Raw genomic sequence first — 14,232 nt, 5'->3', positions numbered from 1 at the left:
GGGTAAATTCCTCTAATTTTATAATAAAATGTTCAAAAAGTACCGAAAAAAATCAATATATCCATTTTCTCTTGGATTTTAAACCGTATTATCCCTTATTGCTGCTGCGGTTTTTAGTGCGTCTGTCCCGGCCGCCTTTAAAATCTCTTCTATCACGGCTGCCGCCTCTGGACCTGTCGTTGAATCTTCTTCCGCCGCGATCACCTTTAGGTTTTCTGACACGGATAGGTTCCACCGCAGTTAATTTAACCGGTGTTACATCAGGACCTTTAGTCAGCAATTTGATGGCTGCAGCAAGCAAAGTAACAGAATCTGTATCTTCAAGAAGGCTTTCCGCCACTCTCTTGAAGTCTGCATGTTCTTCTTTTTCAATAACTTCCATAAGTTTATTAATAGTCGCCTGCTGATTGCCTGCAACAACATCCTTAAAGGAAGGAACAGGCTTTTTCGCCATTTTGCTTTTTGTAACACTTTCAATTATTTTTAGGTGGTCAATTTCTCTTGGAGAAACGAACGTAATTGCCAGCCCTTTATTTCCGGCACGCCCAGTACGTCCAATCCGGTGAACGTAGCTTTCAGGATCCTGCGGGATATCGAAGTTATAAACATGGGAAACACCTGAAATATCCAGACCTCGTGCAGCAACGTCAGTGGCTACCATTATGTCGATTGTCTGCTCTTTAAAACGGCGGATAACCTGATCTCTTTTCGCCTGGGGAATATCACCATGAATTCCTTCAGCCGAATAGCCTCTCTTGATAAGACCTTCCACCACTTCATCTACACGCTTTTTAGTCCTTCCAAACACAATAGCCAGTTCAGGTGACTGAATATCCAACAGATTGCAAAGCACATCAAATTTTTGTTTTTCATGCACTTCCATATAGTACTGCTCAATATTTTTAACAGTCATTTCTTTCGCTTTGACTTTAACCATTTCTGGTTCCTGCATGAATTTTTCAGCAAGAGACTGAATTCTTTTTGGCATTGTTGCTGAGAAAAGAAGGGTTTGGCGCTCACCTTTAATTTCACTTAAAATTCTTTCAATGTCCTCGATGAAGCCCATATTAAGCATTTCATCCGCTTCATCCAGAACTACCATCTTGATGTTGCTTAAACGGATTGTTTTTCTTTCAATGTGATCAATTAACCTTCCCGGTGTAGCAGCAATAATATGCGGGTGCTTTTTAAGCGCACGAATTTGGCGGGTGATATCCTGACCACCGTAAACAGGAAGTGTCCGGACTCCTTTTACCTGTCCTATACGGTTTAATTCTTCTGCCACCTGTACAGCAAGCTCCCGTGTTGGCGCAAGGACTAGACCTTGAATACCTTCGTTTAAATCAATCTGCTCTAACAGCGGCACACCAAAAGCAGTGGTTTTTCCAGTTCCAGTCTGCGCCTGGCCAATCATGTCCTTCCCCTTCATTCCGATTGGAATTGCCTGTGCCTGAATTGGTGTTGGTTCCTCGAAGCCCATATTGGAAAGGGCTTTTACTATTTCATTACTTAAGCCAAAATCTGAAAAAGTTGTCAAAATATAATTTCCTCCTTGAATTGCAAATCTTATTAGGTACTGAAAGATTGTTTTTTGTATAAAGACATGGACACTTTACTAGGCTTTCCAGTTTGTATCTCTTTTTTACATTTCCGTTTGCACTATTTTTAAACTTTTTGTAAGTGAAGTATTTTAATTGGGTGAAATGAAAAATACATATTCCTAAAAGCAGTTATTACAGAAGATCTGTTTTGAGGAATGCTGAAGGCTACAAAGTGGATATGCAAACATAAAAAGGTGATGCATGATTAGACATGCATCACCTCATTTTAAGCAAAATTATGCTTTTGTTACGTTAGCAGCTTGAGGTCCACGGTTACCTTCAACGATTTCGAAAGTTACGTCTTGACCTTCTTCTAAAGTTTTGAAACCTTCAGTTTGGATAGCGGAGAAGTGTACGAATACATCTTGACCTTCTGAAGATTCGATGAATCCGAAACCTTTTTCTGCATTAAACCATTTAACTTTACCTGTGTTCATTTGTGTTGCCTCCCAATAAATTGTTTTTCACTATAATGTACCATATAAACTTAAACATAAAAAAGTCGCAGCTTGCAGAAATGAGGATGAACGATCGCCTACATTTCTTTGCAGCTACGACTACTTATCCAAAAAGTATATAACGAACTTTACAGCGTTAACCTAATAATAAACGACACCCAGTTATAAGTCAATCCTTTTAAAGATCAATTTTTATTTAGGGATAAATGAACTATTTATGCTTCCCTTGTATTTCAGCGATTTTTTCTGCAGCATGAACAGTATGTTTCAAAAGCATGGAAATCGTAACAGGTCCAACTCCTCCAGGTACGGGGGTAATGGCAAACGCCTTTTCAGCACAGCTTTCATACTCTGCATCCCCAATATTTCCTTCATTATATCCGGCATCAAGGACAATAGCTCCTTCTTTAATCCATTCACCCTTGATAAAGTTAGGTTTCCCTACAGCTGCTACTACAATATCAGCTTGCTTTACAATTTGGGGCAGATTTTTGGTATATGAATGGCACGTAGTGACTGTTGCGTTTCGATTGAGTAAAAGGGCAGAGACCGGCTTGCCAAGGATTGGGCTTCTGCCTACGACTACAGCATGCATACCTTCAGCACTCAATTTATAGAAATCCATAATTTCCAAAATAGCTGCAGGTGTACAGGACGGATATTCACCAAAACCGAATGCGGTCTGTCCATATCCAAGGCTTGTAACACCGTCTACGTCTTTTTCAATAGCAATAGCTTCGAAAGCTTTTCGTTCATCTATATGTCCTGGTACGGGATGCTGTAGAAGGATTCCATGTACAGAAGGATCATTGTTTAATTCTGCAATCTTCTCTAATAGTTCTTGTGTTGTTGTATCCTTTGACATATGAATACGTTTTGATAATATGCCAAGTTTTTCACAAGCATTCCCCTTCATCCGTACATACGTTTCAGAGGAAGGGTCATCTCCCACCAAAATTGTGGCTAAGCAAGGGACGATATACTTCCCCTTCAATTCTTCAATTCGATCCTTTAATTGGTCTTTCACATGTTTTGCCACAACAATTCCATCAAGAATAATCTTTTTTTCCATGCATATTCCTCCTATAGGAAAAGCACCTATTCGGCTGACGGGCTTTTCCATTTTGTTATGAAAAAAAGAGACAAGGGTATCCCTTATCTCTGCCCAGACGACCGGCTATACATAGACGCAGCTCCCCAGCGGTTCATTCCGCATTGTCGTCAGTCACTGCGATTTTGAAAAGCTATTCTAATGAATACATCATACCACAAAAACACAAATAATTAAACTGAAACTTATTCAAACGTTCGTGTTTTTTTGCGAGATATATAAAAAAGGACAGCAAATACTGTCCTTATAAATGATATATTTGAGTTAATTAGTTATACCTAAAACAATGAAAGCCCTGCCTCTCTTCCATCCTTGCGGCTCCTAGACCGCGCCAGTGGGAATCAGGTTGGTCGGAATTCTTTCCGACTTAGATGCTCTCTGAGATTTTAATATTAAATGGTAAGAAACTTACTGAAGTAAAAATACGGAGAAGTGTCTGGTTTATAGAAGATGATTAAGAAGAAAATTCAGCATTAAGCTGTCCACACAAATTATTCTTAATTACAAACACATGCTTACTCTTTCAAAATCCTAAAGAGCATGAAACATAATAAAAAGCCGCAGTTTCACAAAAAAAGAAGGTTCGGCTGCCGAACAATCCAAGTGAATTAACGACTTCAACAATATACCTCAAATACTTCAATCACTATGTTATCTTATTTACGGTAAAGTGTCAAGAAAATAACTTGTCACCCGCTTATTAGCCTTCTCCTTTATACTCTGTTACATCAAAATAATCGGTTGTGTCTTTATAGCCATTAAATCCAATATCCAGATCATGAAAATATCGGTGCAATTTAATTAAAACTTCCTTATCCTTAGTGCCCGACTGCACAGTTTCTGCCAGCCGTGTTATTGTGCCCAGGTCAGCCTGCAAATCCTCATTCTCAGCTGATATTTTTTTAAGCGAATTTACGATTAATTCAGCCTGATCTCTTTGTTTTGGCCAGCTGACTTTACGATCTCTTCCCCATCCAAGTGTTTCATTATAAAAAGTATGATTGGAGGCAATGAATTCCCCTAAATCATCGTACATTAATCCCTGTTCAGATGTCTCCGCATTTGCTGAGGTTTTTTGAACCTTTGATTCATCCTTATTTAAAAAGACAAGTACACTATATGCTATGGCAATAGCTATGACCATTCCCAGAATTGAAAGAAACCTGTTTAATTTCTTGTTTTTTAGCAATTTGAAAGCCTCCATTTGATTTTGATAATGTATGCTGAAACTAAATGGAATTATTGCCATTCTTCCTTGTCTGAAGAAACCTTCCCTGACTGCAAATGTTTTCCATGTTAATACATTCTATGCCAACTTTCCTTTCCCCTTCAACACCAAATAAAAAAGCTTTTAACACTGAGTGTCAAAAGCTATTTCTGATTTTTCTGAGCAAGGAAAACCTCGATAAAATCAATAACAAAACGTTCCAGATCAAACTCCATCGCTATATTATCAAGTGTTTCGGGCGGATCAACTTCGGGCACCGGCCTAAAGTCAGCTATGCTTTTACCCTTTGCCTTTCCAAACTGTTCTATTCTCACTCTTCGTTTTACATATTTGGCAAGATCAGGATTTGTGAGAACACTTAATACAAGAACATCATGAAGAGGTGCACCCTTAATTCCCGGGACAAGCTTTTGATAAGCCTCATAATAATAATCATAAGCAGGTTTGATTAGATCTTTAAAAGGCGATTGAGTATTATCTGTAATAAAATCAATCGTTTCAGGCCTGATAATCGCTTTATTTGTTACATTTAGGGGAAATATATAGATGTTTTTTGCTTTTTCAAGCACTGAATCCGCTGCAATGGGGTCAGCGTAAAAATTCGCCTCAGCCTCTGGTGTTACATTTCCCGGAACTAAAAACGCACCGCCCATTAAATAGAATGCATTTACATCTTTATATGCATCCTTTCCATACAGAATGAGCGGCAATGCCAAATCTGTCTGCCTTCCAACTCCAACGATCACAAGGTCATTTTTGTATTCATTTACAATTTCTATTATTTTGTTTATGTCATATACCTTTATTTTGCTGATGAAATTCTCCTGAGGCTGAATGGGCCCGAGGCCTTCCTCCCCGTGTATTTCAGGATAAAAGACAGCGGTCTCACCGGATAATGGCCCGCTCGCCCCTGCTATAATGGGAATGTCCTCTCTGCCTGCAAGTTTCAGTAAATATGCAGTATTATTGATGGATTCTTCTTTGGTTATGTTGCCATAAGCGCTGACTACACCTACTAGATTAATCTCGGGATGCTGAAGGGCATACATTAGGGCAAGTGAATCATCAACCCCCGAGTCAACAAACATGAGAACATTGTACATAAGCCACCTCCGCTACCTATCTAGTCTATAATATGCCAATGGAATGTCCCTTTTGTTAAAGAAAATACTCCTAAAAAATGAAAACTCCCCAATTGGGGAGCTTTAGTCCTGATCTGCCGGCTTTACCGCAAAACTGAGTTCCTGGTTCAGCTGGTTTTCAAAATTATTTCCTGCAGCTATATCCCACTTAAATGCATCAGCCATATATGAAATTACTTGCTTTTGATAGTTTCTTACCGTTTCAATATCAAAAAGCAGCGCTCCTGTTCGGCGGTTAAAAAAATCTACAGGGGTGGCAGCCATTTCATGTTCAATTGCATATTTCAGCTTTGCCCATAATACAATCGGCAAGCCATAATTCTCAGCTTCACTCCTTTTCGTCTCAATCATATTAAAAATGATACCGACGTTAGATCCATACATTTTAACAAGGTGCCTGGACTGTTCCGCTGATAAACCAATACTTGTTCCTTTTTCAGTCTGAAACCTGACGAATTCCTGAAATTTGGATGATCCTCCTACATTTCCTCCTGAAATAGGCAATGTTTTTGTAATACTTCCGCTAAATGTTCTATTTGATTCCTGTTTGAATTTTTCAGCAAGCAAATCAACAATGGTTTCGGCCATTTTCCTGTACCCGGTCAGTTTCCCACCTGCAATCGTCAGCAAACCAGTATCCGACTCCCAAATTTCATCTTTGCGTGATATTTCGGAAGGATCTTTTCCTTCTTCCCAAATAAGCGGACGAACACCAGCCCAGCTGGATTCAATGTCATCCTCCACTATCTTCACAGAAGGAAACATAAAGTTAATGGCATTAATGATGTATGTTCTGTCATCTGCAGTCATTTTGGGATTTACAGGATTAGAATTATAGAATGTATCTGTTGTTCCTACATAGGTCTTACCATCTCTCGGTATGGCAAATACCATCCGTTTGTCAGGTGTATCAAAGTATACAGCCTGTTTTAACGGAAACTTGGATTGGTCTATTACCAAATGAACACCTTTAGTCAAACGCAGGGTCTTTCCTTTCTTTGATCCGTCTTTCTCGCGGATGGAATCAACCCAGGGACCTGCTGCGTTGATGACTTTTTTTGCTCTAACTTCATGAACCCTGCCTGTCAGCTGATCTGCAGCTGCAGCTCCGCATACATTTCCTTGTTCATCATATAAAAGTTTTTCGACCTTCAAATAGTTAACAGGCATAGCGCCTTTTTCTGCCGCAGCTTTCATTACCTCTATTGTAAGACGGGCATCATCTGTGCGGTATTCTACATAATAACCCCCGCCTTTAAGTCCATCTTTTTTTACAAGCGGCTCTTTTGATAATGTTTCCTGGGCATTGAGCATACTTCTGCGTTCAGACTTTCTGACGCCTGCAAGATAGTCGTAAACTCTAAGTCCGATAGAAGTTGAGAACTTTCCAAATGTGCCTCCTTTATGCATCGGAAGCAGCATCCACTCCGGTGTAGTCACATGTGGCCCATTTTCATATACGATTGCCCGCTCCTTGCCGACTTCCGCTACCATCTTAACTTCAAATTGTTTAAGATATCTTAATCCGCCGTGAACCAGTTTTGTTGAACGGCTGGAAGTTCCGGCTGCAAAATCCTGCATTTCGACGAGTGCTGTTTTCATTCCCCGTGCTGCTGCATCCAGAGCTATTCCCGCTCCCGTTATGCCGCCGCCAATAATCAGAACATCAAATTCTTCCTTTGTCAGTGTTTTTATCATTTCAGTACGATTTAAATTAGAAAATATCATAGTTGTCTCCTCCTTGTCGAAAAGGCTAGTAGTTATAACTACCCTTTAAAAGCAGGGAATAAAAAAGAGACCACAAAATACATTATCGCTTACCCGATAATGATTTTGTGGTCTCTCCGCATCTCCTGCCGAACTATTAACTTAATCTTATTATAACATAAAAAGATATGATTTGTGTATAAAACTTTCTTCTGACTATTTAAATGCAATTGCTGCCTTGACTGCTTTTTTCCAGCCTTGATAAAGACCTGCACGGACTTTTTCTTCCATCGATGGATGAAATGATTGATCAATTGCCCACTGCTCAGCAATTTCCTCCTGGGATTTCCAGAACCCGACAGCCAATCCAGCAAGGTAAGCTGCACCAAGCGCAGTAGTTTCATTAATTGTCGGTCTTTCTACCGGCACCTCTAAAATATCTGACTGGAACTCCATCAAGAAGTTATTTTTCACGGCACCTCCGTCAACCCTAAGCGTCTTAAGCTTAATGCCTGAGTCCGCTTCCATGGCAGATAGAACATCTTTTGTCTGATACGCAAGTGACTCAAGTGTCGCACGGATAAAATGCTCTTTGGACGTTCCCCTTGTGACTCCGAATACTGCACCCCTTACATCACTGTCCCAATATGGTGTCCCTAGACCTACAAAAGCCGGAACCACATACACTCCATCTGTCGAGTCCACTTTTTTTGCATAGCTTTCGCTGTCCTTTGCATCCTTTAACATCCTCATTCCATCACGGAGCCATTGAATGGCAGAGCCCGCAACAAAAATGCTGCCCTCCAATGCATATTCAATTTTCCCCTCAAGTCCCCAGGCAATGGTAGTTAGAAGTCCATGTTCAGATTGTACCGCTTTTTCACCTGTATTCATTAGCATGAAACAGCCGGTTCCGTAAGTATTCTTAGCCATTCCTTTCTCGAAGCATGCCTGTCCAAATAGCGCTGCCTGCTGATCACCCGCTGCTCCGGCAATGGGTACTTCCTTGCCGAAAAAGTGATAGTCAATTGTCTTAGCATACACTTCGGAAGATGGCTTCACTTCAGGCAGCATCGCTTTCGGGACTCCGAGTATGTTCAGCAGCTCTTCATCCCATTTAAGTTCGTGGATATTAAACATTAGAGTGCGGGACGCATTGGAGTAATCGGTCACATGCGCTTTTCCTCCCGATAGCTTCCAGATTAGCCATGTATCGATGGTTCCAAATAATAATTTGCCCTGTTGGGCTTTTTCCCTTGCCCCTTCCACATGATCCAGTATCCACTTAACTTTTGTTCCTGAGAAATAGGCATCTATTAAAAGACCGGTTTTTTCTCTGAATAGATCGTTATAGCCTTTTTCCTTCAATTCATCGCAAATTTCGCTTGTCTGCCTTGACTGCCAGACAATCGCATTATAAATCGGGACTCCCGTTTCTTTATCCCAAACAACAGTTGTTTCCCTCTGATTTGTTATGCCAATGCCGGCAATTTGCTCTGGTTTAATCCCGGATTCCGAAAAAACACCTGCAATCACCGATAAAATTGAACCCCATATTTCATTTGCATTATGTTCAACCCAGCCAGGCTTTGGAAAATGCTGTGTGAACTCTTTTTGCGCCGTGTGCACAATTTCCCCTTTTTTATTAAATAGGATAGCACGCGAACTAGTAGTCCCCTGGTCTAATGATAAAATATATTTGTCCACAAATGACTCCTCCCAATCTTGTTCATTATTTTATTTATGCAGCCACTTTAGAAGAATCAACTTCCCCTGGCTGTTTTTTGCCAAAAATATATGAAAGAATTAATACTATTATATTAACACCGAGCACTGCCCATAACATGCCTGAAGCTTTGTCATCGAACATCACTTGATAGAATGCGGAACCCATTAATCCCCCCAGGATTGGACCAGCTACCGGTATCCATGCATACCCCCAGTTCGATTTCCCTTTTCCTGCAATCGGAAGAAGAAAATGAGCAATTCGCGGTCCCAGGTCTCGAGCCGGATTAATCGCATAGCCAGTTGTCCCTCCGAGCGACATTCCGATTACAACAATCAGAAGGCCTGCAGCTATCGGATTTAAGCCTTCTGTAAATTGATTTGCCCCAATAAACATCAATCCCAGTACAAGAATAAACGTCCCAATCATTTCACTTAATAAATTTGAAAATGTATGGGGAATCGCAGGACTGGTTGAGAAAACAGCAAGTTTAGCACCCTGGTCTTCTGTTTCTTTCCAATGCGGGAGATAGTGAAGGAATACAATAACCCCTCCCAAAAAACCTCCCAGGACTTGAGCCAGAATATAGCCAGGCACGTCTGCCCAAGGGAAATCCCCGCTAAGCGCAAACCCGATTGTTACAGCAGGATTCAAGTGTGCCCCGCTAATCGATCCTACAGCAAAAATCCCCATCGTTACAGCTAGTCCCCAGGCAATGGTGATAACAATCCACCCTCCATTGAAAGAGAAAGTCTTTTTTAAATTCGCTCCGGCAACAACGCCTCCTCCAAAAACAATCAAGATCATCGTTCCAATTATTTCTCCCATAAAAGCAGACATCTGAAAATCCCCTTTCCGTTTTGGGTGATCGGAAACAAAAAAGGAGATTCACGACAGATTAAGCCATTAATGGCTAAACTGTGTGAATCTCCTAATCTCCGACACATAAATTAACTTGTTAAACCGAGTATACAAGTCTATGAAAACGTTGTCAAACTTTCCTTGAACATTTTTATGAAAACCTTTCCCATAATTCTATTTTCGAAGTTGTAATGGCAGCTGCTCCTGCACCAAGCGCATTCTTCACTTCTTCTTCTGATCGGATGAGTCCTCCAGCAAATATGGGGGTGTTCAAACGTTCATTTACTTCTTTTATCATCCATGGCATGGCTCCCGGCAAAACTTCTATGTAGTCCGGCCTGGTTTTCTCGATTAATTTATAACTTTTTTCAAGCGCGTGAGAATCGATGAGGAAAATCCTCTGGACAGCGATCACTCCTTTTTGCTTTGCTTTTAGGATGACGCTGGATTTAGTAGAAATTAACCCGTAAGGCTTAAATTCCTGGCATATATATTCTGCGGCATAATCATCGCTTTTCAAGCCATGAATCAGATCAACATGATAAATCATTTTTTTGTTATGTGCTTTTGCCATCTGCGAAACATTCTTCAGCTGCGAAATGTGCATATCGAGAAATACACCAATGTCATAGGGGCTTTTCAGGAACTTTTCAAATTCTTTCATGTTTGAAGATGCCGGCAAAATTTTTTGATTCATTGTTCCCACTCCTGTATCTGTTATTTCCCTATGTTATAAAGAAACTGCGCATTTCTCAATACCCATTATACATTTTTGCGGTACTCATAATAGCGGAATCCAATTATCATTATTGTCAGCCAGGCACCTCCGGCTGCAAATCCAGCTATTACATCACTGGGAAAATGAACGCCTAAATAGATGCGGCTTAACCCAATCATGATGATAAAACAGCCTAGCATCACTGTCCATGCAGTCTTCCATCGTTTTCTTTTTGCCAAATGGATGATCATATAGGCCAGCGAGCCATAAAAAATAAAAGATCCCATTGAATGGCCACTCGGAAAACTGAATCCCTGCTCCTCAATCAGAGGTCTGATATCCGGTCGTTCTCTTTTGAAAATCCATTTCAGCAGCAAGTTGAAAAGTGCTCCAAGACCGGATGAAAGAACCATGAACCATGCAAGTGAACTCTTTTTAAATATAAACAAAAGCACGACCGCCATAATTACAGAAAAAGCCAGCCATTTTACCGACCCCAAAAAAGTAATCACGCTCATATACTCCGTGAGCCGGGGAGAAATAAAGGCCTGTACATACTGAATCACAGCTTCATCGAATCGAATTAGCTCATTTTCCTTCAATTCGTCCACTATTTCAATAAAAAGCAGCACAAATCCGCCAATAATTGCAGCTGCCAACGTTAAGTAGATGATATTTTTTGATGTTAAATTCTTCCTGTTCATTTAAACAAATCCTTTTTATTTATAGGATTACCACTAACTTTGATAAACAGAACATTTTTTGAAGACTTTTCTTCAAAAAAATAGCTCCAGTAAAAAACCGATTTTGCAAAAGCAAAGTCGGTTTTATTTCTATTAAGCCTGCTTTTTTGCTTTTGTTTTTGCAGGAGCACGTTTCTTTTTAGCTGCCGGTTTTTTCTTTGTTTCTGCATCAGCAGGCTTGGTTTTATCAATTGATGCCTGCAGGGCAGCCATAAGGTCGGTTACATTGGCTGCAGGTTCTTTTTCGACCGGTGTGACTATATCTTTGCCAGTACGTTTTGCTTCGATAAGCTCCAAAAGAGCTGTCCGGTAGTCATCATTATATTTCTCGGGTTTAAATTCAGTGGTTAATTGATCAATCAGCATAATGGCAGTATCGATTTCCTTATCAGTCACTTTGTCTTCTGCAGGTACATTTGGCACATCCGCAGCCTTACGCACTTCATCAGGGTAATGAATCGTCTCCATTACAAGAGTGTTTTCATATACCCGGACCACAGCCAGCTGTTCTTTGGATCGAATAATGATTTTTGCCAAACCTACCTTTTCTGACGTCTCCAGCGCTTTTCTTAAAAGGGAATAGGCTTTTCCTCCTCCGTCCCCTGGAGACATATAATATGTGCGATTATAATAAATCGGATCAATCTCCTGTATTTTTACAAAGTCCACAATCTCGACAGCTTTATCCTCATTTTCCTGTTTAAGCTTTTCTAAATCCTCATCCTCTAAAACGACAAACTTTCCTTTTGTGTATTCATAAGCTTTTACAATATCTTCGTTTTTAATTTCTACTTCACAAACAGGACATGTTTTCTCATATTTAATTGGCGTATGACATTCTTTATGAAGATTTCTCAGCTTTATATCCTTATCTTCTGTAGCCGAGTGCAGCTTAATTGGTATATTCACCAGCCCAAAACTGATGCTTCCTTTCCACATTGTGTGCATAGTCAAACTCCCATTCTTATTAGATGTAGTACTCATAACTTGTGTATTAACAAAAAGGGAAATACGCTAAAACATTTGGAAACTGAGTAGTTTTAGCGGCAATGGCCAAAACTATAGTAACGATTGTAAAGGAGGCCAAATTGAATGAGACCAATGCTTCCAACCTTAACTTTTGATGTTCCGGAAGAGAAGGAATGGCTCTTTGAAGCGAAGTATGATGGTTTTAGAGCAATCCTGCACTTGGACAAGGAACCCAGACTGACAAGCAGGAATGATAAGCCTTTATTACATATTTTCCCGGAAATTAAGGATTTTTTAGAGCAAAACAAAGATAAATTCGAATCATACCTTCCACTTACACTAGATGGAGAATTAGTCTTTCTGGAGAATGCCTATAAAGCCCATTTTGGGTCCATCCAGGTCAGGGGCAGGATGAGGTCTGAAAAGAAAATTCAAGAGAAGGCAAAAACTGCGCCATGCCGTCTTCTTATTTTTGACATTTTGATGGTAAAAGGCAAAAAAATGACCGATAAAGAGTACTTTACCAGAAAAGCAGAACTGGAAGCTTTGTTTAAGGATTGTAATATGCCCTTAAAACCTGATGAGAAGGATCCGAGATTGATACAATTAATCCCTCCATACCGCAGCTTTAATGAACTTTGGGAAAAAATTGTCCTGCATGATGGTGAAGGAATCGTGGCAAAGCAGTTGAAGAATAAATGGGAAGAAGGAAAGAGATCATCTTTATGGCTAAAATTCAAGAATTGGAAATACGTTAACTGCTTTATCACCGCATATGAAAAATCAAATGGCTATTTTTATGCTGGTGTATTCCAGGGGGATGCTGTCATAGCAATCGGACAGTTTCTTTTTGGGTTGAAGCCCGATGAAAAACAAGCCTTATTCCAAATCATCAAAGATAATAAAACAGATGAAAACAGCCAATTCATATATGTAGAACCAGCAATATGTGTGGAAGTTAAATATCTGGAGATTTATGAGGATCAAATGCGCGAACCGCATTTTCACCAGTTTCGTTTCGATTTGAAGCCTGATGCCTGCACTTATGAGAAATTTATACAACAGCAGAAAAACCTGCCTCCCGAAATAGAAATCACCCATCCAGATAAGCCATTATGGGAAACACCAGCTATTCAAAAGATTGATTACATTCACTTTTTAAGAGAGATTGCTCCATATATGCTGCCATTTTTAAAGAAAAGGCTTTTAACTGTAATCCGCTACCCGCATGGGATCTTTGCTGAGCCTTTCTACCAGAAAAATTGCCCGGATTACGCACCGGATTTTGTAGAAACTGAAATGTCTGAAGGCATCAATTATATTGTCTGCAATAATCTTCAAACACTGCTCTGGCTTGGCAACCAGCTTGCATTTGAATATCATATCCCATTTAAGACCATTTACAGCAATGGTCCCAGCGAAATAGTGTTTGATTTAGATCCTCCTTCGAGGGACGCTTTTCATCTTGCCATTAAAGCTGCAATATTGATTAAAGAGGTGCTTGATCAGCTGAAATTAATCAGCTTTGTCAAAACATCCGGGAATAAAGGTCTGCAAATCTATATCCCGCTGCAGGAAAATACCTATAGCTTTGATGATACTCGGCTGTTCACCGAATTTATTGCCCAGTATCTAATTTCCAAAGATCCCGATTCTTTTACAATAGAAAGATTAAAGAAAAATCGCGGAGGCCGGCTTTATGTGGATTATATCCAGCATGCAGAAGGCAAGACGATCATTGCCCCTTATTCAGCAAGAGGAAATAAAGCAGCAACTGTTGCTGCTCCTCTGTTTTGGGAGGAAGTCAATGAGAAACTCACAATGGAGCGGTTTCAGATAACCAATCTTATAAAAAGGGTAAACAGCGATGGCGATCCATTCAGTTCTTATTTTCAGACAAAGGAAAATCAGCCCTTTTCTCCAGTGCTCGATTTTTTAAAACAGGAAAACAAAAAAGGATAAGGCCAA

General features: G+C 40.0%; 12 protein-coding genes and 1 riboswitch. Of the genes, 1 reads left to right on the top strand and 11 read right to left on the bottom strand.

What is annotated here, in order from left to right:
• Window positions 1–88 precede the first annotated feature (88 nt).
• The 11 genes from MKY20_RS12505 to ku all read right to left on the bottom strand — a co-directional run bounded on the left by MKY20_RS12505 (window position 89) and on the right by ku (window position 12,243).
• On the bottom strand, window positions 89–1,537 hold the full coding sequence (locus tag MKY20_RS12505; protein ID WP_019379653.1) for a DEAD/DEAH box helicase: 1,449 nt from the start codon (window positions 1,535–1,537) through the stop codon (window positions 89–91).
• Between the two features lie 300 nt (window positions 1,538–1,837).
• Window positions 1,838–2,038, bottom strand: coding sequence for a cold-shock protein (locus tag MKY20_RS12500; protein WP_009332508.1), 201 nt, complete (start codon window positions 2,036–2,038; stop codon window positions 1,838–1,840).
• A gap of 232 nt (window positions 2,039–2,270) precedes the next feature.
• Entirely contained in the window at window positions 2,271–3,131 is an 861-nt protein-coding gene (locus MKY20_RS12495) for a bifunctional 5,10-methylenetetrahydrofolate dehydrogenase/5,10-methenyltetrahydrofolate cyclohydrolase (protein WP_251264308.1), read from the bottom strand.
• Between the two features lie 84 nt (window positions 3,132–3,215).
• Window positions 3,216–3,298: riboswitch (ZMP/ZTP riboswitch) on the bottom strand.
• Between the two features lie 572 nt (window positions 3,299–3,870).
• Window positions 3,871–4,359 carry a hypothetical protein gene (locus MKY20_RS12490; RefSeq protein ID WP_252245205.1) on the bottom strand — a complete coding sequence of 163 codons (489 nt, stop codon included), beginning with the start codon at window positions 4,357–4,359 and terminating at the stop codon, window positions 3,871–3,873.
• A 182-nt stretch (window positions 4,360–4,541) separates the two neighbouring features.
• Window positions 4,542–5,501 carry a nucleoside hydrolase gene (locus tag MKY20_RS12485; RefSeq protein ID WP_251264309.1) on the bottom strand — a complete coding sequence of 320 codons (960 nt, stop codon included), beginning with the start codon at window positions 5,499–5,501 and terminating at the stop codon, window positions 4,542–4,544.
• Window positions 5,502–5,603: 102 nt separating this feature from the next.
• Window positions 5,604–7,268 carry a glycerol-3-phosphate dehydrogenase/oxidase gene (locus tag MKY20_RS12480; RefSeq protein ID WP_341001265.1) on the bottom strand — a complete coding sequence of 555 codons (1,665 nt, stop codon included), beginning with the start codon at window positions 7,266–7,268 and terminating at the stop codon, window positions 5,604–5,606.
• A gap of 195 nt (window positions 7,269–7,463) precedes the next feature.
• Window positions 7,464–8,954: a glycerol kinase GlpK gene (glpK, locus tag MKY20_RS12475; RefSeq protein ID WP_009332513.1), complete on the bottom strand. Its 1,491-nt coding sequence runs from the start codon at window positions 8,952–8,954 to the stop codon at window positions 7,464–7,466.
• Between the two features lie 34 nt (window positions 8,955–8,988).
• Complete coding sequence (locus MKY20_RS12470; protein ID WP_019379658.1) at window positions 8,989–9,813, bottom strand: MIP/aquaporin family protein; 825 nt, start codon at window positions 9,811–9,813, stop codon at window positions 8,989–8,991.
• 172 nt (window positions 9,814–9,985) lie between these two features.
• Entirely contained in the window at window positions 9,986–10,531 is a 546-nt protein-coding gene (locus MKY20_RS12465) for a glycerol-3-phosphate responsive antiterminator (protein WP_019379659.1), read from the bottom strand.
• A 65-nt stretch (window positions 10,532–10,596) separates the two neighbouring features.
• Complete coding sequence (locus MKY20_RS12460; RefSeq protein WP_251175699.1) at window positions 10,597–11,256, bottom strand: phosphatase PAP2 family protein; 660 nt, start codon at window positions 11,254–11,256, stop codon at window positions 10,597–10,599.
• Between the two features lie 132 nt (window positions 11,257–11,388).
• A complete protein-coding gene (ku, locus tag MKY20_RS12455; RefSeq protein WP_341001261.1) occupies window positions 11,389–12,243 on the bottom strand; it encodes a non-homologous end joining protein Ku in 855 nt (284 codons plus the stop codon).
• A gap of 144 nt (window positions 12,244–12,387) precedes the next feature.
• Here ku and MKY20_RS12450 point away from each other — a divergent pair, with 144 nt between their 5' ends.
• A complete protein-coding gene (locus tag MKY20_RS12450; protein WP_071157313.1) occupies window positions 12,388–14,226 on the top strand; it encodes a DNA ligase D in 1,839 nt (612 codons plus the stop codon).
• Window positions 14,227–14,232 lie beyond the last annotated feature (6 nt).

This window comes from Cytobacillus sp. FSL W8-0315 (assembly GCF_038002905.1).
Lineage (GTDB): Bacteria > Bacillota > Bacilli > Bacillales > Cytobacillaceae > Cytobacillus > Cytobacillus pseudoceanisediminis.
This window is presented reverse-complemented; position numbering and strand designations above follow the sequence as displayed.